The organism is Aliivibrio salmonicida LFI1238 (assembly GCF_000196495.1).
GTDB classification, from domain to species: domain Bacteria; phylum Pseudomonadota; class Gammaproteobacteria; order Enterobacterales; family Vibrionaceae; genus Aliivibrio; species Aliivibrio salmonicida.
The window spans coordinates 1,941,554-1,965,117 of sequence record NC_011312.1 but is presented as its reverse complement, the minus strand read 5'-3'; the positions used below and the strand labels follow the sequence as shown (position 1 = coordinate 1,965,117).

Below are 23,564 nucleotides of genomic sequence, written 5' to 3'. Positions count from 1 at the left end.
CCGCACGCTTACTCAAAGTTCATACCCGCGACAGAAGCGGCTTGCTGATAGCTAAATGCACCTGTTGTTGGATCAACGTGCAATTGACCAAACTGCCCGTGAGGTTGCAAGGTGTCGTATTGCATCTGATCACCAGTATCAATATCACTGGCGTGTAATTGCCCCGCGCTATGACCCGATAATTGCACGGTTAACGTTGGTGCATCATTGGTGCCAACCACCGTGACAGCAATTGCCTGCTCTGTGCCATCGATACTATGAACTGTAAACGTTTCGGTTAGGGTTGCACCACTGCCAAGGTGCTGAACAGATGTATTATCAATACGATAGACCCAACGTCCGTCACTGCCCATCATCAACTGACCTTGCGCAGCAGAACCATCGGCCAATTGATGGATGTTTTCAGCACTAAAACGATTGTCAGGATTATCAACATCAGTGCTTTGTAGTGTTCCCTGAGTGAGTAAGTTGCCGGAATGAACGTTTAAATCTTCGGTGACTGAACCTAATTTATCGCCTTGAAAATGAGCTGCATCATTTACATTACTAATATCTAACTTCATGATGGCTAGCGACGAGTTTGCGGCACCGTCATTGACGCTATAACCGAAATTAATCACTCCGGTGAAATCTTTTGCTGGTATAAAGTTTAAGTTCCCAATCTCACTCGCTGCGACTATATCGCCGTTATGGACAAGCTTGCCATTCAGAGTCAGACTTCCTTCTAACGCAGTAGGAACTGTTGCAATAGTGATATGATCAAGGGCGGCACCATCGTCTACATCGGCAAACCCAAATTCTGACGCGTTAAAAGTATGTACTTGATCTTCTGTCGACGTGATCACTTGCGCGTTAACTGTCGGTTTGTCGTTCGTTCCCACCACGTCAATTGTGATGGTATGAGCGGTACCATCTCTTGAATGTATAAGATAACTAACTTGCTCTGTTTGACCTGCGCCTAAATGCTGTAACGCACTATTCGGTACTGAATATCCCCAACTTCCAGCCGCACTAATGTTTAGGTGGCCACCAAAAGGGTCATGGAGTACTTGTTCGCCAAACTGGCTGTATTGAAATTGTTGTTCGCCTGCATCTGGGTCGATAACCGATAATTTGCCACTGGCGATTTCATGTTGGCGACCCGAAGCATCTTCAATAATAGTTTGTTGGGCGCCTGAGGTAATAATAGCTGCGTCTCCAACCGCGGTAAGGGTAGTCGTTGCCCCCGTATGCGTCACACCACCATGGGCATCTTTGACATCATAACTAAAATGAACAACACCGTTGTAGTCTTTCTCTGGTGTGAAGGTGAATGTACCGTCTTTGTTATCTAAGAGCGACCCATGGTCGGAAACTAAATTTTCAATAGTAAGTTTACCAGCATCATTGGCATCTACATCAACAGTATTAGTAAGTAAATCGGCAGTGGTTAATGTTTGCGCGATATCTTCTGTTCCTGTGGCAAGTGTGACTTCAGAACTGATATAAGGTCTATCATTATCGCCGTGAATGGTAATGACTATGTCGTGGCTTGTGCCATCTTTAGAATAAACGGTAATGGTGTCGGTGAGGGTTTGACTCTCACCCAGTTCATCAATGGTAGTGCCGATGGTTGTTTTACGATTACCAACCCAATCAATGCTGCCAACGGTCACGTCGTAATGCCAAGTACCATCGCTGTTTAACAATAAGTGCCCGTATTGTCCATGATAGGAGTTATTCCAAGCGCCGCCTTTAGCGTCAAATTGAGATTCCCCCGTATCTGGGTCAACAATATCTAACTTACCATCAACCGTTAATGCAGATTGTCCTAGTTTCGCCATGCCAGGTTGTGCGTAATCTGGTGACATATCACCGAAACTACCATGCCCTTCATCGACATCGCCCGTTGTAGTTCCAGTGATTACTGCTACGTCCCCAACGGCATCAAAATGAAGAGTGTTTGTAGCCTCTGTAGAGTCGGTATGCCCATCGTTAACAGTATATTTAAACTGAACATCACCATTAAAATCTTGCGCAGGGACGTACTGAAGCTTACTGATGTCAGCTGTAGGGATGTGTTGCCCCGCAGTAATATCGTGGCCATCGAGTACAAACTTACCTTGTGTTGCTGGTGGTAGATCTGTGATTGCGATGGAATGTAGCGTGTCGCCGGTGTCAACATCCGTAAACCCAAACTGACTCGCTTGCATTTGATAATGCGTGTCTTCAGTGCCGTTACTTAGCGCAACTTGGGTAACGGTTGGCGCGTCATTGGTGCCAACAACGTCTATGTGCAACTCGTATGCCGTTCCATCATAACTATGAACACGGTAGACAACGGTTTCAGTTTGCCCTTGAGCAAGGTGTTGCAAATTGGCATTATTAACGTTGTACCCCCAATTGCCCATGCTATCAATACGTAACATGCCACCAAACGGATCGTGAACTGCTGATTCACCAAACTGGCTGTACTGGAATTTATTCTCCCCGCTATCTGGATCCACAACTTGTAGTCTTCCATTTGCGAGCTCAGTTGTAACCCCTGCATTGTGGCGGCTGTGTGAACCATCTTCAGTGACGTGGTCAGTCGATACTTCACTAATAATGGCTGAATCAGATGTTGCAGCAAGCGTTGTCGACGCCGTTGCTTGTGCTGAGCCACCATGAGCGTCTTTTACGTTATAAGTGAAGTGAACTTGGCCGTTATAATCTTTGTCTGGATGGAAAGTAAATGAGCCATCGGGGTTATTCGTTACTGTACCGTGATCAGCGGTTACAGCATCTACGTGTAAAGTGCCTGCATCATTTTTATCAATATCGTTCGTACCAGCAAGGAGCTGAGCTTGAGTGATATGTAGTGTTTGATCTTCGGTACCCGCAGGCAATACGCGACTTCCAGTAACGGTAGGCGCATCATTGGTACCCGTTATGGTGACTTGTAGCTCTTGCATGGTTCCATCAACAGTATGCACTGTGACTTTATCGATATAGGACTGTCCCTGACCTAGAGACTGGACTTGGGTAATATTATTATCAAGTTGGTAGTGCCAATCACCGTCCGGAGTTACGATGACCTCTGCACCAAGTGCGGAGGTATAACCAATGCCCGCATAATTGTGTGCATGTATTACAGGATCAAACTTAGCCTCTCCAGAATCGCTATCGGAGACATGCATTTTCCCACCTGTTAATAACCATTGCATACCATTGATGCGGTCTTCTGTTACCGCACCTGTGGTTGTCCCCGTAATGACAGCTGCATCGTTTCTACCGTTTACAACTATTGAAATTTGGTGGGGTGTACCATCGGCTGACTGAACAGTAATAATATCTTTTACTTGCTGACCTTGCCCAAGTGCTTGAACGGTGGAATTTGAGTTATCCAGATCATAGGTCCAACTACCATTATCTGTTAAGTGTAACGTACCTAAAGTCCCAGCGATGTCGGTGTTGGAGAAGTGCGCTTCGCCAGTATCGACATCCGTAACAGTCAGTGTGCCAGAGGTTTGAAGTTGAGACTCTTCTGTCACCGCACCAGTATTTGAGCCACCAATCACCGCTTTGTCATTAGTGCCATTAACCGTGATGGCCACTTGATGAGGCGTGCCATCGGCAGAATGAACGGTGATGGTATCGGTTGCTGTCGCGCCTTTACCTAATGCTTGAACGGTCGGGTTGGTGTTATCTAAATCGTATGTCCAATTACCATTATCTGTTAGGTGGAGAGTACCTAAAGTCCCAACAATGTTGGTATTGGAGAAATGGGCTTCGCCGGTATCGACATCCGTAACAGTCAGTGTACCTGAGGTATGAAGTTGAGATTCTTCCGTCACCGCGCCTGTATTTGAACCGCTAATAATCGCTTTATCATTAGTGCCGCTCACCGTAATAATTACTTGATGAGGGGTACCATCGGCAGAATGAACGGTGATGGTATCTGTTGCTGTCGCGCTTTTACCTAATGCTTGAACGGCAGGATTAGTATTATCAAGATCGTACGTCCATGCGCCTTTTTCTGTAAGGTGTAGCGTGCCGAGTGTGCCGATAATATCAGTATTTGAAAAATGTGCCTCACCAAGATCAGAGTCTATTATTGTCAGCTTTCCGGAAACATGAGTTGTCACATCTTCGGTTGTTGTCGCAGAGTCTTTTCCTGAAATAACAGCTTGCTGCTGTGAGTGTTGTGGTGGAGGTGTGTTTAATGTCGTAGGGGGAGTGACCAACATAGCAGGAGCTTGGTTAATTGTATGGTTTTGCACTGGCGTAGGAAGAATTCCAATGGGAGTTATTGCGTGTGAAGCTAAATGAGAGCTACTTCGTGCGCTTGGCGTTATTACTGGTGTGCGCTCGTTCGTATCATCATGAATAGGTTGAATATTGCTCATTTTGTTTTCAGCAGTAGGATCTAAAAATGTAATGAGTGATTCATTGTGATGAGGATTTGACTCTTCTAATGTATCGTTTTCTATATTTGAGGCTTTTTCTTCGACCAATTCTTCTGGTGTAAATGTTTTAGAAAAAGAAAAACTTGGCAAAATTAGCATCAATTGAGGGTAAAGAGAGAGCCTACTAGCTAAATAACGTTGGCTTTTATTTTTTTTCTTTTTAATCGGTGATTTTTCTTTTCCCGGATCTGAAAATGATTTAGCTTTATTATTTGAGTTTGCTTTATCTGACTGCTTATTCATCCATGGCCTCAGTACATAATATATAACTTATTATAAGTTAAGGATATAGAAGGCAAAAAAGCCAATACTAAGGTTAATAATTATTTAAAAGTGAGCTTCAGTTTCAATAAAAGATAGTGCTATCAATTATACCGATTCAATTCGAAATGATTGTAAGGTCATATAAGTCGCGTTAATCTTGAGTGTAAGTTAACCAAAGCCCCCAATTTTTGTGATGCCAATCGGTTTTCTGTGCAAGAGTGTAATCTATCATCATTCCTTTCGGGATCTTAGTCACACTAATGCCTCAACCGTTTGGGTAGAGTAACTTCATCGAATCAAATATAACTATTTAATTAACGCGACCCTACAATCGCAAGGAGTTAACCATGACAGCAGCAGTATTCCATTTAGGTGTTACAAAAGACGATCTTCAAGGCGCAGAAATGGCTATCATTCCAGGTGATCCAGCACGTGTTCAGAAAATTGCAGAACAAATGGAAAACCCTAAGTTTTTAGCAAGTCACCGTGAATACACTGTGTATCTAGCAGAATTAGAAGGCAAAAAAATTGTTGTTTGTTCTACTGGTATCGGTGGTCCATCAACGTCTATTGCTGTTGAAGAGTTAGCTCAATTGGGTGTGCGTACCTTCTTACGTGTTGGTACTACTGGTGCAATCCAACCGCATGTAAATGTAGGTGATATGATTGTAACGACAGGTTCAGTTCGTTTAGATGGTGCGAGCTTGCATTTTGCTCCAATGGAATTCCCAGCCGTTGCTGATTTTGATGTTGCAACAGCAATGCGTAAAGCGGTTGTTGACCAAGGCGCGACAGTACATACCGGTGTTACTGCATCAAGTGATACATTCTACCCAGGTCAAGAGCGTTACGATACGTTCTCTGGTCGTGTTGTTAAGCGTTTCCAAGGTTCTATGCAAGAATGGCAAGACATGGGCGTGTTAAACTTTGAGATGGAATCTGCAACGCTATTAACTATGTGTGCAAGCTCTGGTTTACGTGCGGGTTGTGTTGCCGGTGTTATTATTAACCGTACTCAAAAAGAAACACCTGATCACGTGACATTAAAAGAAACTGAAGCTCGTTCAATTAAAGTTGTGATTGAGGCGGCTCGTAATCTTCTATAATCACTGAAGCGAATAGATATAAAAAATGCCGCTGATTCTTAACGAATAAGCGGCATTTTTATCGCTGTATATTGATGCAATTTAAAGTCCCGATAATAAAAAAGATCAGTTAATCGGTCTTTTTTAGTATCGGATCATTATTTACAAAGAGATTAATGACCGCCAGCGGCTAAGAACCAGTTTAAGAGATGCTTTTTAAGATCGCCTAATTCATCAGGACCAATGATCGCTAAGCCTAAATCTTGTGCTCGCATAATGTCATTATTACGTAAAGGTCGGAAACTAACTAACATTGCTCGTGCTTGTAAGCCGCCAAGAAGGTCACGTAATGACTCTAATTTATAAAGCGTATCATCGCCATCATCACGCATGCCTTTGGTCTTACATTCAATAATATGCAGCTTGTTATTCACGATACTAACCACATCAAGTTCATTACGAACGTCTTTTGTGCCAATTTCACGGTGAACTTGTACATTCAATGAGTGATCTTGAAGCGTCGGTAAATATTGTTGGATATCGACGACGGTATTATGAACCAAAATTTCTAACCATTCTCCATTCGCTAAACGTCGAGCTTCTTCACAATCAAAAGTTAATGTGCCGTTTTCGTAGGTAGCTAATCCTGTTTCAACAAGATCAGTTAGCAACATATTAAGCTCTTTGTAGCTTTGTTGTTTCTCCGTAACTTCTACATCTAAACGTTGTTCTTTTCGACAGGTTGTTGCTAAATAGTTTAGCGTCGCAAGACCTGGGCCCAATTCAAGAGCGTTACTTGCCCAGCGTTGACATAATTCACGCAGACGCTTATCCATGCTTTCAGGAAGCTCGGTTTCAGAGAACTCACAACGAGCACCAAAAATAGCAAGATAATCACTTAATCGAATATTATCAGCAACGTGTTTTTGTTTGCGACCATCAGGATAAACCCAGCATAGTTTGTCACTGAAAGGTTCAACCACAAAAATAGGCCAATGGTATGAACGAAAAACTTCATAAGCAGAAAGAAGACGGTGACGAAGGCCACAGCTTGCGTTCAGTTTTACTTCGCTGTATCTGTCTTTAATATCAGCCGCAAGCGCTTGTAGAGATTGCTTGATAAGATGAGTATCTACGATATTAGGGATTTCGTAAAACTCAGAGCTAATGCCTTTGTATTGAAGAATAGATTCTAAACGAACGAACATGTCTTTTTGATTTTCATCCCCAATGAAAATCATATGTTCGCCTTTTACAGAAAGGTCGAGAAGTGGAGTCACAAGACGGACAGGGTCTTGATCCATAATGCCAACATGAGTGATCATTTAATAATCCTTGTAATGTAATAACTACACATATAATGGTAATGAGAAGGCATGTGTAATTCGTTTTTTCTATTTGATACAACAGTTATGAGGGGGAGGATGATAAAAATCAACCTATTATGAAATATTCTTATTTGGGCTTAAGTAAGAAAGACGATAGAATAGAGTCAATGTATGTAATTATAGAATGAATTTATGAGTTATTTACCGTTAGATGAATATAATCGCAAGTGGATATTCACTCATCAATCGATGCCTGTTAATGATGAACTGCTTCCATTGATCAAACCGTTTACTCAAGCGGAATCGGCTCAGGTTTGGAATAATTTTATTAGTGCGAATAGCCCAACAGCAGATCATTTTGACTCAAAAGAATGGCCGATGAAGAAAACCTCGTGGGTTAATGAAATTGATTGGCAACACCGTTGGGACAGTGATAATGAATCACTTCCTGATGAGGTACTCGAATTTATCGATTGGTCTGATGATGTGACTGTGTATTTCTGTTATGAAAAATACAATTTGATTGAAACATCATGGGGAACGTTTAAAAAAACGTGGAAGAATTTTTTATTCTATGATGATTTACCGATGCTGATCGGTAAGAAAAAATCACAAGCATTATGGTTTAACTCAAAAGGTAAAGTTAAGTTAGGCTCTCGCGGCTAAACCGTAATTTTAGATTGGTTAGATACAATAAAGGCCCGTTAAATGATAGCGGGCCTTTATCTTTTATGTGTAACTGATAGAAGAGACATGCTCAGGAGCATGGATTTCGAGATAGTGAGAAAAACGATCTAATTCAGTTTTTAAGTCGTCTATGCTTGCTTTATTTAAATGGATGATAAAACGTTGAAACTCATTGATATCCATTATCTGCTTGTTATACATAATCCATTCAACAATTAGCTCTTGGGGAACCGTGACAATATCACCGATCCGTTTAGCTGCTTTGCGTAACTCTCGAGTGCCGAAGCGAAACCAACCAACAAAATAAAGTAACACAGCAATAGCTAAAAAAGCGCTATATGCCATAAAGGTTTACCTTCAAATTGTGATAACGCTAGTATACGCATTTCATTCTATTTTTGAAGGTAAAAACAGCAATCTGACAGCTTTTTGACAAAATTGATTAATATTTCACCTGTTTTTTGCTAGGTTAATAAGCGAAGACCAGCAGGAAGCGCATCACCAAAGAGGCGTTTAGAGTCCGCATCGGTTAGTGCTTGTTGGCTTGAAACCAAATCAATCCAACTCTGTGGAGAGCGACTTTTTCTCAATTTATCGATGATGCTTTCGCGTAATTCATCGGATACGTCGAGTGTTCTGTCACCTGTTAATCGAGCCATCATGACGGCTGCAAACCCTGCCATTGGTTGAGCTTTCCAATCTTGTTCCAATAAAGTAGGAAGCCATTGAGTGACTTGATTCGCAGGGATCAAATTATGTTGGCTGCCATAGAAAGGGGAGCGAGAGCAAATACGTCCTAACGCCCACCAATGAACTTGAGCTTGATTGCCATTTTTGGCATGCCCCAGCATCCATGTAGACAGTAATGTTTTATCTTCGACATCTAAATGCTCAAGAGCGGCGGCTAATCGAACCATCGCTTCGTAACTTTTATTGGTCGCATCTTCTAATGTTTTTGGGTTGCGCAGAGAGCCCGGGTGTAAGTATTTAGCAATGTCACCCAAAATAGTTTCTTGTTGTTCTTGATTTAATCCACCCGAAATTCGACGCCAGAACGTCCACCAATCATTCCAAGATTGCTTAGATTCAAACTGAATCCCTTGTTGATAGGTTTCCCACGCTTGGCCAATTTTCCATTCATCCGCAGGGTAACCAAAGCCCGGACGCAGTGTAAACCCCGTCATCTTTAGCCAATTCTGTTCGTGTTTATCTGAGCGGCGACGACGTTTTTTACTGTCTAATAAAGCGGCCGCTAATTCGCGAGAGGTGATTAGATCCCATGACTCTCGCTTACCAATCAGTTTTTCAATATTTTTAGAAAATGCTTTAATTGCATTCGGATTTTGTTTACTGCCGCCATACGCTTCTTTAATGTTTGCGATGGCATTAGGTAAACGAGGAGGAAGGGCAATTTGTTCTGCTAGATGATGACTTTTATTTGAAGCTTGATTTCTTACTTCAAATTCAACTAACCAACGTTGTGAATCGTCTTCTACAGAAACACATTCAATTTTGATGGTTCCCACTTCAGTAAATTGACACGCCAAGGTCACTTCAACGCGATCTTTTTGATTCGCATGCAGCGTCTCTTTTTGTTTGCTAGATTCAAGTGTAACGACATAAGGTGGCAGACTGACAAAGCTTGAATCGGCTAATTCCGTGATCATACCAGAGGTAGCAAGTTGGTCTTTGGTGGTCGATAACAAGTTAAAACGAACGGGCTCACCTAAAGTCAGAGAGAAACGACGACTCGTCATACGAATTTCTTCGCCTTCATCGCTGCCTTTTGCTAATAAACATAAACCATGAGGTTGTTTGTTTTTTTCTTCTAACTGTAAATAGAACGAACGAGCGGAGCCACCCCCAATTTTAAGCTGTGCACCATGACGAGCTTTACCATAAGCCACGGCACCATAAGCTACCGCTAAATCTGGATGAGGATTAGACAGGCTGGTTACACTGTCACCTTTCCAGCTATTCAACAATTCAACTGAACGATTAGCAAGAAGAGGGCTGTTAAATACTCCGCCATTTAATAATAAGCCGACAGGGATTGCTCGATCTTGGTGGTTTGCCAAATCTGAATCATTCCAACCTAATGCTTTCGCCGACACTTCTTTGTGATTATCTAAAAACTGTGCAAGATGTTTACTAATAGCAGGATCGGATGCGTAAGGCAGACCAAATTCAACCACTGCCGTCTGACGTTGATTTGGGCGGTCATTAAAATCGGTTAATGGTAAAAAACCATCCAGTGCGATGTCATGAACTTCTTGTTTGCTTAATTCAACCTTACGGCTACCACCTAATAATTTAGAACCCGATCCGAGAAGAGTAATATGACCTGATTCTGGAGCGTTAGCTGACAATAAGCGTTCTTTGGTTTTTCGAGTCTGCTGAATCAGTTTCGTTAAGGCAGCAGCAGTCATTTTTTTACCACTGTCTAAACGTTGCTCTGCTAAATGCGCTAATGCGAGATCGATGTTGTCACCACCAAGCATAAGGTGATCACCGACACCGATGCGATCAAGTGATAATTCATCTTTATCAAACCGCGCTTGGATCAAACTTAAGTCCGTGGTTCCGCCACCAACATCGCACACCACCATTAATGGTACGTTTTTCAGGATATCTTTTGCTGTATCTTGATGATGGTGATACCAGTCATAACATACCGCTTGTGGCTCTTCTAAGAGAATGACTTTATTAAGACCTGCGAGTTTTGCGGCTTGAATAGTAAATGAACGGGCACTTTCATCAAAAGAGGCGGGAACGGTTACCACCACTTCTTGTAATTCCATTGGTGCGTCTGGGTGATGGTAATTCCAAGATTGGCGAACGTGATTTAAATAGCTCGCACTGGCAACAATAGGAGAGACTTTTTCAACGTCTTCTGCTCCAGCCCAAGGTAGGATATCAGAAGTGCGATCAACTTTAGTATGTGATAGCCAACTCTTGGCACTTACAACTTGACGGCCTTCGACTTTCGAGCCTAACTCACGCGCCCATTCACCAATAATCGCATTTTTTATTTCACCATCAAGCGCTTTTACATTCCAAGGCAGTGTTAGATCATTATCACTGACTTGACTGTTTGAGGCATGATAACGAAATGAAGGGAGGAGCGGTTTACGAGCGACTTCACCAGGCCCAATTAATTGATCAATATTGAAGATGTTAATCGGGCTGGTTTCTATACCAAGAGAGATATCGGTATAAGCAACAACGGTATGGGTTGTACCAAGGTCAATACCAATTAAATAGCGATTAGACGAACTCATAAAAACTCCAATATGATTAGCATGGCTGTGAAATAAAAGGCGACAGCGATAAAGAAACAAAGAGCATATAGTAAAAGAGTTCAGCCCCCATAATGGTGACTGAACTCTTAAGTAACGTATTAATGAAGAATAATAGAATTACGCTTCACGAACATTAAACTCAACGTGCCATTTTTCACCACTATCAATGGCAATGGCTTCAAGATACAAAGTACCAAGTTCAGTCACTTTTGACGCAAGACGAACAGGAACCACTTCACCCGCAGAGCGACCTTCTGTGACCGGTAGCGTGACTTGAATTGCGGGCAGTTCGTCTAGTTCTTCTGGCATCCAGAAATCAAGGTGAGTGCCTGCTTGATCATCTCGACGAGTCGTTGACCCATAGAATTTGAATTGTACAGGCTGCCCTATAACCAAACCAAATTGTTGGCTAGGAACATCAGCGTTAGAACCTTCTTCCATACCAAATGGGGCAACACATAATGCTTCCATTGGTGGTTCCATTCCTGGAATTGCAGGCATAGAACTTTCAATTCCAACATAATAGCTTGATGCGATACCACCACGGATACGAACGCCTTTACCTGTACGAACCGAGCCATAATAAGACGCGCCAGAAGCAACCGCTAAGTCAAGGTCTAACCCTTCAAGTAGTTTTGCGTCTTCAGCTTCTGCATCAATTAGCCAATCATTAATAATGCCCAACAAGCGTTCTGCAAGAAGGTTTGATTTTAAAACCCCACCGTTAAGAAGTATTGCAGTTGGCTTAATAAAGTCAGATTCATTTTGCTGACCAAATACATCATCCGTTGCCGCTTGTTGACGAGTTAAAAAGCTTGCAAGGTGACGAGTGACAGCAGCATCTTGAGCGTAAGGCAGACCCATTTGAGTTAATGCGCCACGCGCAGATTGCACAGGATGTTCAGTAACAGGAACGACAGGGAAGAAACCTTCAACCAATGTTTGTTGAACTTCTTCTTGAGTCAGTTCTGTTTGAAGTGTACTACCTAACAATTTAGATCCACGGCTAGGAACCACAATTGGCACTGAGCGTAACTCTGAATCGTTAAGAAGGGCTTCTTTTGCATCACGACACGCATGTGTCATGACTTGAATTTGCCAAGGTTGAAGTTGCTTACCTTCTTGCGCTAGCTTCATCTTTAGACGATAAGCCAGAGCCAAATCCATATTGTCACCACCAAGAAGAATGTGGTCACCTACCGCAACACGGTTTAGGCTCAAATTACCTTCTTCTTCAGTTACCGCAACTAAAGATAAATCGGTTGTACCGCCGCCAATATCGACCACAAGGATAACATCGCCGATCGATACTTGTTCACGCCATGATTCACCGTTGTTCTTAATCCAACTATAGACTGCGGCTTGCGGCTCTTCTAATAACGTAAGATTACGGAAACCAAGATTGTTTGCTGCTTCTGCTGTTAAATCACGAGCAGCAGGGTCAAACGATGCAGGAACCGTAAGCGTAATGTCTTGTTCATTTAGAGGGTGCTCAGGGTTTTGGTAATCCCACGCATTTTGAAGATGCTCTAAATAACGTTTAGTGACTTCAAGAGGTGACGCTTTGATCACTTCTTCTGGGCTGTTTAATGGCAAGAAAGCGTCACGACGATTCACACCGGCATGGCATAACCAACTTTTTGCACTGGCGATTAAACGAATAGGGGTTTTGCTACCAAGGTTACGAGCAATATTACCAACGATTGCATTTGGCTTTGTTGTCCAAGGAAGGCTTGTATCGCCTTCAAGCAATTCTGCGTCATGCGCTTGATACATAAATGAAGGCAGTTGTGCTTTTTCTTCTACTTGACCTGGCGCTGTCAATTGTGGAATTGGCATGACTTGAACACTTGCGCCTTCATCGTGTAAATCAACATAAGAAAGTACACAGTGAGTTGTACCTAAATCGATACCAATACTGAATTTAGCTTGTTCCATTACAGTTCTACCTCTGCTGGAGCAACAATTGTTGCATCATAACCGTCAGCGAGTTTAGGCAGTTTTACTTCTGCCACTTTCCAGCCTTTGTGGATTAATGTGCCGTTAAATGGTGCTTCACCAACCACATTTCCTGTTAGGCGAATTTCTGATGGATTAAAGCCAACAGGAATTGATAAACGAGATTCTTCTTCTTCAGTACGAATAGGAACGAGAGTGAAATAGTCAGACAATACTTTTTGGCCACCTTCGTGAATAACACGAGCAGCAGCGCCGACTTCTGCATCAGCAAAGCCTTTAAGATCTTCTTGCATAAAGTCAATGAAACGCGCTTCTTTTTGCAGAAGAGATAATAATTGCAGAGCAGATTCTGGTGTCGTTGTTTTTACTTTTGGTTCTACTTCGACAATTTTCTCAATGATCTTTTCTACTTCAATGATTTTTTCGATTTCAACAATTTTCTCAACTGGTTTTTCTACTTCAATCACTTTTTCAATTTCAACAATTTTTTCAACTTCTACGTTTTTGCCTTTTTTCGTTGCATACAACAACGCAAATAATGCCGATGTACCAAACAGGACAATGTGGCCTAGATCAAAGGTAGAAGGAATGGCATTTAAGTCAAAATTCATAATTCTTTCTCTATATTTATAGGGTGCGAAGCACCGAACGTTTCTAACTAAGTTGTGGTCAATAGTAGCATATTCAAGGGATAAGATAGAAAAAGAACCGAGTTCAAAGAGAAGAACTGATGCCGTTTGATGGTATTTTAAACATATTTAAATGGTTTTGAGACAAGGCTTTTATCAGAGAATGATTTTGTTTCTCTATTTGGTATTTTTGATTAGAATATGACGGCTTACTGAATTTAGAGGTTGAAGAGTGTTTAAGAATAGTTCTATTCATATAATAACCAGTTTTATGCTGGCACTGACTTTAAGCTTGTTATGTATGCATTTTGTATATAATTCAAATTTAGAAAGCAATCGTCAGCTTTTTAGCAAAGAAGCGGAACGTGAATCAACCTTACTTACTTTATTAATAGAAAAAGACATCGATTTTATTGGCGCGGGCGCAAACTTCTATCAGGGGGGCTCCAAACAAGACTGGCAACAATTTCCCTTATTTGCTAATTCATTACTCTCTCGCTCACAAAGTTTAATTTCCCTTCAATGGATGCAAAAAGTAGAAGAAAAGGACATTGAGAAGCACAGTAAAGAAGTTAAAAAAATCTTTCCGTCTTTTTCTATTTATACCGTACCTCAAGATAAGCCTAAAACGTACGATTACGTATTTAAAAATCATGAACCGATTTATGTTGCGACAGATATTTATCCAAGAGATAAGAAAAATATAGCACTATTAGGTTTTTATTCAGCACAAGAACGCTTTCAACGAGTGGTTGATGAATCAATTAAAGTGGGTCGCCCAAGCATTTCGGATAAAGTTCGTCTTTTACAAGACGGTTTAGATAAAAGCACACCCAAAACGGGCTTATTGGTCTATCATCCGGTATTTACTGCGGACAAAAAAGCATTGAAAGGCATCATGGTTGGGGTACTTAGAGTAACAAGCTATTTTGATAAGTTGGTCGAATCCACATTGCTTGGAGAATCTTTAGTCGTAAAAATTATCGATACTGGGTTTGATGCAGAGGATGACCCTATCATGTTTGAAAGCCCACAATGGGATGATTTTAATGGCTTACGTATTACTAACTCTATAAATATTGAAAATAGAATTTGGCATGTGGAGTACAAAAGTAAGAACGATTTAAGTGATAGCCAACAACTGAGTTTATTATGGATGTTTATTGGGGCTCTTATTTTATCTAACTTGATTGCCGTCATTACTTTTATGGTTACTCGAGATAAAAAACGTATTGAGAAATTACTAGAAGCTCGGACGGAAGAATTGCATTACATGGCAATGCATGATGATCTTACGGGGTTATTGAATCGTCGTTCAATGACAAAAGTAGTGAATCGATTTATAGAAGAAGACAAACCATTTGCATTGATCTGCTTTGATATCGATAACTTTAAAGACATTAATGATACCTATGGGCATCCGGAAGGGGATGAGGTTTTGCTTCATATTACTTATCTTGTTTCTGATCTTTTAGGAGAAGCTACGCCAATAATACGGTTGGGTGGCGATGAGTTTGCTGTTCTGCTTGAAATAGGCGATCTTCAGCAATTATCGCATGTGGCGAAGAAAATTCATCAGGTTATCGAAGAATCACCAACCATCATCCCTGATCTTATTATCGAACAAACCATCAGTTTAGGTGCCGTACTCTGGAGAGGTGAACGGAAAGAGGTTTTACTTAAATTGGCAGACCAAGCGTTGTACGATAGTAAAGACAGAGGCAGAAACCAAGTAACTATTCGTGGCTGATTTTTCATCAAACGAATAGCAGAGTCTCGCGTAAGCGCTTTTGATTTAGTAGAATACCCATCTACTAAATGTTGAGTCACCAAAGGAACACCATGAACTTTAATCGTATCGTCTGTTTTGATTTAGAAATGTGCTGTTGGAATGAGAATGGCAAAGGCAGAACAGGAGAAATCATTGAAGTCGGTTTGGCTGAAATTGATCTGCAGACAGGCGAAGTGGTTAGACGCGCTCAATATTATGTAAAGCCTGACGAAGATGAAATTTCACTTTTTTGTGTTGAACTTACGGGGATCACTCCGCGTAAAATTGAGAAACAAGGCAGACCTTTAGAAGGCGTTTTGAAATCAATGATTAAAAACTTCGGTGGCACAAATAAAATTTATGCTGCTTGGGGTCATGATGAACTGATTTTAAAATCTGAGTGTGAAGCGAAAGGCATTGAATTTCCATTTGTTGAATTTATTAATCTAGCGACTCTTTATCGTATTAAATCGCGTAAGAAAAATGATCGTATGGGTCAACGCAGAGCAATGGAAGAGCTTCATATCGAATGGGAAGGGCGACAGCATTCAGGTTATGTTGATGCGTATAATTTAGCTCAATTAGCCTTAAAAATACTATAATAACCAAAAGGTTAAAATATTTAGATAACAAAAAAGGAGCTGGTTAGCTCCTTTTTTCGTTTGATTTTAAAGCGTTATTTATTATCACGTTTGTATAGTTCAACAAATGAGCGCTGATAAGCTGTTGCGATTTTAGTTATGATATTCTTAGTCATAGCGACACCGTGGAATTAGTTAATAATGAGTGATAATTTAAGAGTCAACCTCTTGAGTTGCGCGCATTATAAATAAAAATACGGGTTATAAAAGCAAGATAAATTGTATTTTAAGATTAGAATAACTAATGCGATTTATTACGGTATACATCCCATCAGTTTCCCTATTTGTTCTGCCTCAATTCAGTCGATAATTATCCAATAATTGTTGCTGTTGGGAGGCAATATTGGCCACTTCTTCTGTTGATTCGACAAAGGCATTTAACTGTAATTCAATCGTTTTACCTTGCTCGTTAATGTGATTGATATTATTGGTTACCTCGGTTGCTGCGTAAGCTTGTTCTTCCGTTGCTACAGAGACTTGCGAGACACGGTCGCTAATATGATTGATGGTGGTGGAGATTTGTTCGAAGGTAGTACTGACATCCATGCTCGATTCTAAAGCGAGTGTCATTTCTGATTGACTGATTAACACCGCTGATTTTGCTTCTTCTGCCGCAGCGAGAAGAGATTGCATCGTATTTCTAATATTATTCGTTTGCTCTGATGTGTTTCCTGCTAATTTTCTTACTTCATCCGCAACAACAGCAAAGCCTCTGCCTTGTTCACCTGCTCGCGCTGCTTCTATTGCGGCATTTAGAGCCAGTAAATTTGTATTTTCAGCAAGATTCGCAATAACACTGACCATTGAACGAATTTTATCTACTTGAACATCAAGAGTATTCATGGCATTAACATTTTTTGATAAGGCATCATTAAGGTGCGTTAAGCGTTCGTTGTTTGTATGTAAAACAGTTAACCCAAGATTTGCAGCTTGTGTCGCGTTACTGGTTTCGCTATGTGATTCTTGGGTTAATTGAGCAATGTCGTTAATTGAGGATTCTAGTTGAGTAACAATAGAGGCCATTGCCCCTAATGATTCATTTTGTTGCGTTAATCCTTGCTCAATTTCGTTTGATACCTCTTTTGTTATTTCCGAGGTTTGATAGAGAACATCACAATTACGGGACATATTTTTCACGGAATCAGTGGTGGAGTTGATGACTTTATTCAGCTTACCTGCAATGAGCTGCATTTCTTTAGGGCCAAGTTCGGGAATTGAATGTTGATAATTGTGTTCAGACAGCTGTTTTAAATGAGTGATGATATTGTTGAGGCCTTTTGTTGTCCAACGTCGGATCAAAAATGCACTAATCCATACCGTAATAATGAGAATGACGCTATTGATGATGGATTGTTATCTATTGATAACAATCGAGCAGAGCGAGCGGTTAAACCGTTTGTTATCGGCCGGAAAAACTGGTTATTTTCGGGTTCAACGGCTGGTGCAGATTCAAGTGCAATGCTTTACAGCATTGTAGAAACAGCAAAGGCAAACGGATTAATCCCTTACGATTATATTAGGTATTGTCTAGATCGTTTATGTGTTGGATCGCCAGATATCGATTCACTTTTACCTTGGAATGTAAAAGACAAGGTGTAGTTCCCCGCACGCTTACTATTTAATAGGCAAAGGTGACCTTTATCGATCACCTTTTTGGGAAGAAGGTTGGATTAATTCAATGCGTTAATGATAATAAACATTAGATTTAACATTTAATCTATTAATAGAAAAACTTAAGAAATAAATAGGATGTATGGATTTAAGTTTAAAAATAGTAAATACGTATGTACTATTTATTCAAAGAAGGCTGTTATAACAAAGATCTTATTGTAGAAGGTTTCATTTATATTATTTAATAAATGATGTTTATCATTGTTGCGATTCATAATTAATTTTGCATATGTAAATTCAAAAGAAAACTCTGGTTTTAATAAACACAGAGTTCTCTTTTATTATTACTTAACGCAAGTTACTGCAAAAAATTTAGTATCTTGATCTGCAATGGAAACCTCTCCCTCAGCATAAGGTTGAGTATTATACAATCTCCCATCAGATGCCCGTAATGAATACCCAATACCACTCCATATTGCACGTAACCCCCTCCAACCTAACTCATAGGTAAGTGAAGATAAAGTAGCGGGAGGACTGCTACCAACAACTAGGTTATTATACGTTGATAAGTTAGTATTAAAGTTACGTAATTCATCAAATGTTGGTAAACGCCATCCCCCACCATCAACGGGTAGTAAAGAACATAATTGCCTTGCGTTAGCTAAAGAATAATGAGCTATAATTACGTTCCCATCTCCCATAGTACTATCAGCAATTACACCGACAAATTCAGATTCTTCCGGAGTTAATGGTCTCATGAATTTAAGACCTGTTGTCATATCTTGATATACTGTCGCAGGGGCAATGCCTTTAGGTGTGTTATATCGGTTCACAACCCCCCCCCCAACAAAAGTACCATCACTAACCGTTAGATATTGACTTGATGAATCATCAGATACTCGGCGACAATACTTATTGTAGCTTTTATCAAGATCTTCAACACAAAACTCAATATCTTGACTAACAAGTTCGTAAGCTAAACTTGTAAACCCTAGCTTATCTAAATATTCTATTTTATATGTTAACCCTGTACTTTGTAGGTCTTGAATACCAAAACTTGATGTGACTCCCCAACTGGTTTTGATATTATTAGAGTACCCTTGCAAACTAACATTAATATTCTCAAATAGATTAAAGTTACCGCTATATTTAATAGATGTTCCAACGATATCCTCACATACTTTGCTACCACTCGCACCATTAACATTCACTGGTGTAACACAATATTGTATTACTTTCCCTGCATCATTATCTTTGATTGTATAATTACAAGGAATTGCAAATGGGTAACAAGTAACACCAGAATCCACACCATCAACACTCCATGTAACAATAGAGCTACCTTGAGCAAGTCCATCTATACCTGGAATATAAGTATATGTAGCAGGTAATCTAAAACCAGCGACTGGAGAATTTGAGTTATTATTAATTGAAACCGTTGCTGAGGGAGGGAACCCCAAAGGAGGCGAGATAATACCCGCATTATAACAAGCTTCAAGCCCTATTTTTGGTTCACCAGTACTCGCTACAGGTGTAACACAAAAACTGAGTGTTTCTCCTTCATCAGTAACTGATGGAGTATAACTATTTATAGAGACACCACTAATGTCAACACCCGATAGTTGCCACTTAAATAATGATATGCCTTCTAAATCACCATCTATATCTGTATATAAATATGAACCCACAAGATTAGTGCCTGATGTAAGAGCACCAGTAATTGATACATTATTTGCAACAGGTACAGAACCCACTTTAGGCTTTACTTGATCCGACTGTGTACAAACTTGAACTCCTGTTGTCGGAGACGCATTCGATATTGGCGTTACACAAAATTTCAATATTTTATATTCTGCGTCCGCTGGCAAATCAAAATCAACCCCACCAGTTTGCACTAATATGTCATCAATAAACCATAACAACTTACTGTTCAATTCTGCATCATTATCTTGATCATAATAAACATAAGATGATGATATTTTGTCTCCAGCAATCAGATTTACCTCTGGATTAATCGCTACATTTAATGCTTCAGGTACTACATTTGAACTTGGAGTATTAACCGTTACCGATAAACTACAAACTTCATCACCAACAAAATTAACGTTTCCAAGGGCTATTGGTGTAATACAAAAAACAACATCCTTTCCTACATGCTCATCAAGAAGATCAAATGATAGGGATGTACTTTTAGTAACATTATCAATCACCCACCTAAATTCGCTTAAATTTTCTGGGCGAGCTTTTGAATTTGGGTCAAAGTATGTGTAATTACCATTTATTGTTTTTCCAGAAAATACGTCACCTTGAACTGCCACTGACTGCGCTAAAGGTACATTCCAATTTTCAGTGCGTTTACCTTGGGATGGTGCTCCGCTGTTCTCTCCACCACAAGCAAAAAGCAAATTTGATAATACAATAATAAAAATTGTTCTTAGTTTCATGGTTTAACCTCTGAAGTAAAAGCAGGAGAAATTAAATCAACACGACGGTTCATTGATCGCCCTTTTAGCGTGTTATTATCGGCAACAGGATCGGTCTCACCTCGACCTTCAACTTTGATTCGACTCATTGCAATACCATTGCTTTCAAAGTAATTAGCAACACTCTGTGCTCGTCTCAAAGATAACCCTTCATTGTATTTATCTGAACCTTGAGAGTCCGTATGACCGACAATACTTAATTCCGATGTTGGGTTGTTTTTAAGTCTTTCTAAAATTGAATCAAAATGGGCTTCTACTTCTGAAGATAATTTAGCACTATCAAAGCCAAACAAAGCTTGTCCATTCAGCTCATTAAGGGTAAGTTTTTCTGCTTTAACAATACGTACTGGTGGATCAGGCTCGGCAATAACGACTACTTCCTCTTTTGAACCAAAAGAATAAGTCAAGCCAATCGTAATAAAATTAATATTTGAACCACCTGTATTTTCACCACCAACACTATCAAACCATTGATATTCAAATCGAGTTTTTAACTGTTTAGTTAAACGGTACTCAAGGCCAGCCCCAAGCATTAACGAAATATCTTGATCCCGTCCTTCAACGTCATAGTTTAATTCTTCTCCTTTCTTATCTGCTCTCCATCCAAGGCCACCAACTTTGCCAAAAACATTCCAATTATCATTTAAATAATAGTCAGCCTTAAGTCCTAACTCTATACCTTGAAACTTTGCGCTATAAGGAGCATCAATAGAAGGGTCATCAAGACTTGGGTAAATCGCTTTCGCTTTACCTAAATAATCATACCCACCTTCAATTGCAAGCCATTCATTTAGTTTATAACCAAGAAAAACACCTCCCCCCATAGCTTCTTTATCACAATCTAAATTTTGTGATTCACAACCATTAGAAAAATGAGTCCAACCGATTTTGCCACCAATATAGATGGTTTCATCTTCGGTATTGGTATTTGCACTAGCATTACATGCAATACCCAAACTTAAAATACAATACGATATCTTCTTCATAACCAATAATTCACACATACTTACATTATTACGACTAATGTTATCATCTATATGTAATAGATAAGTTATATGCATCGTACTTAAACAAAAGATTACTGTGTCACTTGTGATACTTTTGTAAATTAATTAGCGCCATTGTATTTAATCAGATAAAACGTAACTGTTAATGATGAAAAAATCGAATATTTTAAAGATAACAAAGGTGACCTTTATCGATCACCTTTTTGGGAGGAAGGAAGGATTAATTCAATGCGTTAGCTATTATCAGATCACGTTGAATACGTGCTTTTTCTGATTCTGTCGTGGCTATTTTAAACTCTTTTTCTAACTGAGATAAATAAACCGCTAATTCTTCTTCATTTTGGAACATTTTGTCTTTAACATTAATTGATGCCACATTGGTATAACGACCATCACTACTTTTAGGTACGCTAATTTCACCACTGTTGATCAAATTTTTTATGATTTCACGCTCTTTTTCATATCCCTCAAGACCACTTAATGCCCAACGGTTCATTGGTTTACCTTCGTATTTACCATTTTTCACTTCGCTTAGGTAACGAATGGTTAAATTACGGATAGTTCCTTCATCTTCGCCAAACTCTTCTTCAGTATCAAATAATACAGGGGGAAAACGTCCTTCAAGAACACCGCCAACTTTGGTTAAATGTCCCATACGGTAGCTGTTCATCCCTATGCGAATAGGCGTTGTGTCTGTTATGGGTTTTCCATCAGCAGAGTGAAGGTCTGTAATACGTGATCCTGCAGGTTTAGTGAGATCAATGGTATACGTTACGCCTGCAAAAAAATCATTGGTAGAATATTTAGATGAACGACGTTCAAGATTGAAGCTGTAAGTCACATCCCCTTCTTTTACGCTATTGAAGTAACCAGCTGACCACTCCATATATGCTTTCAAATCTTTGCCGGTCATCTTGTAAACTGTAATTTCTCCGCCTGCATATTGATAGTTATACGCGATGTCTTTGGCTTTAATTTTACCAACATCAAGTTCAGCCATATCGTTATCAATTTGGAGAGCAATCACGTTTGCCTGTGGTGCGTAATACATACTTGCTTCTTGGAATAATGCACTGATCCCCGTATCTTGAATATGCACTTGTGGGATGCCTTTAATTTCATTTTCAGGCACCAAATCGACACCCATTAATTCAGCCACCACACGGTTTGCGTTTTCACGTAAACGCTTGTGATAAGGAGCGTACAACGCTTCCATTTTATCGTCGGATTCGACGTCTTTTATTTTATAGGTAAAGCTGTCTTTGTTAACAAGAGTAAACTGTCCATTCTTCTCTTCAAATTGTAAATCAATACGAGAAAGCGCACGACCGTATTTATCAGGTTCGGTAATAATCACGCCATTCACTGTCGCTTTATCTATACGCGTATGCATGTGACCAGCAACAATTGCATCAATCTCCGGATTATCATTAGCAATATCACGTACCCCGTGGCTTTGATATTGTTCTCATTATCAAGTCCCATATGAGCAACTAATACAATCGCATCAACTTTATCGTCTATTTGTTGAATTACCTTTTTAACTTCTAATGAGGGATTAGTAAACGTCATTCCATCCAATCGATTTGTGCCTTCTGAAAACACTTGCGTCATTGGCGTATCCATACCAATCACACCAATCTTAATACCTTCTTTTTCAATGATTTTATACGCGGGTAAAAACGGATTACCATCTTTACGCTTAATATTTCCTGCCAGTGGCGTACCTTTAAATTGCGACAGAGAACGATTAAGCACCGTTAATCCAAAATCAAATTCGTGATTACCCATCACCCAAGCATCGTAGTTCATTTCATTAAAACCAAGCATCATTGGATCTGTCGGTTCATCTTTAAAGGTTTCAACAAAGTTACCTTGAATCGTATCACCAGCATCAATCAAAATGACGTTGTCTTGTTGCTCTCGAATGGCTTTCACTTTAGTTGCTATTTGGCTCAAGCTTCCTTTCATATTTAGCTTATCGCTAGCGTAGTCCCAAGGCATGAAATGTCCGTGAATATCTGATGTACCAAGAATAGTTACATCAATAAGATCGCCATCAGCAGCCATCGTATAACCCGTTAAAGAAAATAAAATGGCAGAAGCCAGTATGTGTTTTTTCATGATTATCATTATTTATCTGTAGGGAGGATTAAAAAGCATAAAGGCATCCCCTATTATATAAATGATGAATGATCACATTTTTATGTAACGCTGTTTTAATATTACAAAATTTATGATGAGTGACGCTTTTATATAAGAAGAATCATTTTAGTAGCCAACCATATCTTCTATCACTTGAATAGATAACTCTTCATCTAGTAAAGATAATGAATGAACAAGTCTAAGTGCTGGCACCAAACGGTCTAT

At 39.8% G+C, this 23,564-nt stretch carries 13 protein-coding genes and 2 pseudogenes; 5 read left to right on the top strand and 10 right to left on the bottom strand.

Annotated elements, in window-relative coordinates; all coding sequences use genetic code 11:
• Window positions 1–8: 8 nt before the first annotated feature.
• Window positions 9–4,670 (bottom strand): VCBS domain-containing protein, encoded by a 4,662-nt coding sequence (locus VSAL_RS22325; RefSeq protein ID WP_049940379.1) that lies wholly within the window; start codon window positions 4,668–4,670, stop codon window positions 9–11.
• 368 nt (window positions 4,671–5,038) lie between these two features.
• Between VSAL_RS22325 and udp the strand changes: the two genes are divergently transcribed.
• Entirely contained in the window at window positions 5,039–5,797 is a 759-nt protein-coding gene (gene udp / locus VSAL_RS09640; protein WP_012550410.1) for a uridine phosphorylase, read from the top strand.
• Window positions 5,798–5,949: 152 nt separating this feature from the next.
• Here the strand turns inward: udp and VSAL_RS09635 are convergent, their stop codons facing one another.
• Window positions 5,950–7,101 (bottom strand): DUF1887 family protein, encoded by a 1,152-nt coding sequence (locus tag VSAL_RS09635; RefSeq protein ID WP_012550409.1) that lies wholly within the window; start codon window positions 7,099–7,101, stop codon window positions 5,950–5,952.
• 195 nt (window positions 7,102–7,296) lie between these two features.
• On the opposite strand from VSAL_RS09635, the gene VSAL_RS09630 reads away from it, so the two are divergent.
• Window positions 7,297–7,770 (top strand): DUF2947 domain-containing protein, encoded by a 474-nt coding sequence (locus VSAL_RS09630; protein WP_012550408.1) that lies wholly within the window; start codon window positions 7,297–7,299, stop codon window positions 7,768–7,770.
• Between the two features lie 63 nt (window positions 7,771–7,833).
• Here the strand turns inward: VSAL_RS09630 and VSAL_RS09625 are convergent, their stop codons facing one another.
• From VSAL_RS09625 to VSAL_RS09610, 4 genes are all read right to left on the bottom strand, one after another.
• The gene (locus tag VSAL_RS09625; RefSeq protein WP_012550407.1) at window positions 7,834–8,136 is read right to left on the bottom strand and encodes a hypothetical protein; all 303 of its coding nucleotides are present in this window, start codon (window positions 8,134–8,136) and stop codon (window positions 7,834–7,836) included.
• 119 nt (window positions 8,137–8,255) lie between these two features.
• Entirely contained in the window at window positions 8,256–11,072 is a 2,817-nt protein-coding gene (locus VSAL_RS09620; RefSeq protein WP_012550406.1) for an Hsp70 family protein, read from the bottom strand.
• 138 nt (window positions 11,073–11,210) lie between these two features.
• Entirely contained in the window at window positions 11,211–13,031 is a 1,821-nt protein-coding gene (locus VSAL_RS09615; RefSeq protein ID WP_012550405.1) for an Hsp70 family protein, read from the bottom strand.
• On the bottom strand, window positions 13,031–13,663 hold the full coding sequence (locus tag VSAL_RS09610; RefSeq protein ID WP_012550404.1) for a DUF2760 domain-containing protein: 633 nt from the start codon (window positions 13,661–13,663) through the stop codon (window positions 13,031–13,033). Before VSAL_RS09610 ends, VSAL_RS09615 begins: the two co-directional genes overlap by 1 nt.
• Before the next feature lie 250 nt (window positions 13,664–13,913).
• Here VSAL_RS09610 and VSAL_RS09605 point away from each other — a divergent pair, with 250 nt between their 5' ends.
• Window positions 13,914–15,431, top strand: coding sequence for a sensor domain-containing diguanylate cyclase (locus VSAL_RS09605; protein WP_044583282.1), 1,518 nt, complete (start codon window positions 13,914–13,916; stop codon window positions 15,429–15,431).
• 92 nt (window positions 15,432–15,523) lie between these two features.
• Window positions 15,524–16,054: a 3'-5' exonuclease gene (locus tag VSAL_RS09600; protein ID WP_023603466.1), complete on the top strand. Its 531-nt coding sequence runs from the start codon at window positions 15,524–15,526 to the stop codon at window positions 16,052–16,054.
• A 333-nt stretch (window positions 16,055–16,387) separates the two neighbouring features.
• Here the strand turns inward: VSAL_RS09600 and VSAL_RS09595 are convergent, their stop codons facing one another.
• Entirely contained in the window at window positions 16,388–17,284 is an 897-nt protein-coding gene (locus VSAL_RS09595) for a methyl-accepting chemotaxis protein (protein ID WP_049940377.1), read from the bottom strand.
• Between the two features lie 147 nt (window positions 17,285–17,431).
• On the opposite strand from VSAL_RS09595, the pseudogene VSAL_RS09590 reads away from it, so the two are divergent.
• A pseudogene (locus VSAL_RS09590) lies at window positions 17,432–17,692 on the top strand (IS66 family transposase); the annotation flags it as partial.
• A 356-nt stretch (window positions 17,693–18,048) separates the two neighbouring features.
• On the opposite strand, the gene VSAL_RS09585 reads toward VSAL_RS09590, so the two are convergent.
• From VSAL_RS09585 to VSAL_RS09575, 3 genes and pseudogenes are all read right to left on the bottom strand, one after another.
• The gene (locus tag VSAL_RS09585; protein ID WP_012550401.1) at window positions 18,049–20,148 is read right to left on the bottom strand and encodes a hypothetical protein; all 2,100 of its coding nucleotides are present in this window, start codon (window positions 20,146–20,148) and stop codon (window positions 18,049–18,051) included.
• The gene (locus tag VSAL_RS09580) at window positions 20,145–21,173 is read right to left on the bottom strand and encodes an outer membrane beta-barrel protein (protein WP_158306880.1); all 1,029 of its coding nucleotides are present in this window, start codon (window positions 21,171–21,173) and stop codon (window positions 20,145–20,147) included. Before VSAL_RS09580 ends, VSAL_RS09585 begins: the two co-directional genes overlap by 4 nt.
• 241 nt (window positions 21,174–21,414) lie before the next feature.
• Window positions 21,415–23,318, bottom strand: a pseudogene (locus tag VSAL_RS09575) (bifunctional metallophosphatase/5'-nucleotidase).
• Window positions 23,319–23,564 lie beyond the last annotated feature (246 nt).

What these genes read in the sequence shown, in the direction of transcription:
- VSAL_RS09625 (WP_012550407.1), bottom strand. Translation starts at nt 8,136, where the DNA reads ATGGCATATAGCGCTTTTTTAGCTATTGCTGTGTTACTTTATTTTGTT.
- VSAL_RS09595 (WP_049940377.1), bottom strand. Translation starts at nt 17,284, where the DNA reads ATGCAGCTCATTGCAGGTAAGCTGAATAAAGTCATCAACTCCACCACT.
- VSAL_RS09615 (WP_012550405.1), bottom strand. Translation starts at nt 13,031, where the DNA reads ATGGAACAAGCTAAATTCAGTATTGGTATCGATTTAGGTACAACTCAC.
- VSAL_RS09630 (WP_012550408.1), top strand. Translation starts at nt 7,297, where the DNA reads ATGAGTTATTTACCGTTAGATGAATATAATCGCAAGTGGATATTCACT.
- udp (WP_012550410.1), top strand. Translation starts at nt 5,039, where the DNA reads ATGACAGCAGCAGTATTCCATTTAGGTGTTACAAAAGACGATCTTCAA.
- VSAL_RS09580 (WP_158306880.1), bottom strand. Translation starts at nt 21,173, where the DNA reads ATGAAGAAGATATCGTATTGTATTTTAAGTTTGGGTATTGCATGTAAT.
- VSAL_RS09600 (WP_023603466.1), top strand. Translation starts at nt 15,524, where the DNA reads ATGAACTTTAATCGTATCGTCTGTTTTGATTTAGAAATGTGCTGTTGG.
- VSAL_RS22325 (WP_049940379.1), bottom strand. Translation starts at nt 4,670, where the DNA reads ATGAATAAGCAGTCAGATAAAGCAAACTCAAATAATAAAGCTAAATCA.
- VSAL_RS09620 (WP_012550406.1), bottom strand. Translation starts at nt 11,072, where the DNA reads ATGAGTTCGTCTAATCGCTATTTAATTGGTATTGACCTTGGTACAACC.
- VSAL_RS09635 (WP_012550409.1), bottom strand. Translation starts at nt 7,101, where the DNA reads ATGATCACTCATGTTGGCATTATGGATCAAGACCCTGTCCGTCTTGTG.
- VSAL_RS09585 (WP_012550401.1), bottom strand. Translation starts at nt 20,148, where the DNA reads ATGAAACTAAGAACAATTTTTATTATTGTATTATCAAATTTGCTTTTT.
- VSAL_RS09610 (WP_012550404.1), bottom strand. Translation starts at nt 13,663, where the DNA reads ATGAATTTTGACTTAAATGCCATTCCTTCTACCTTTGATCTAGGCCAC.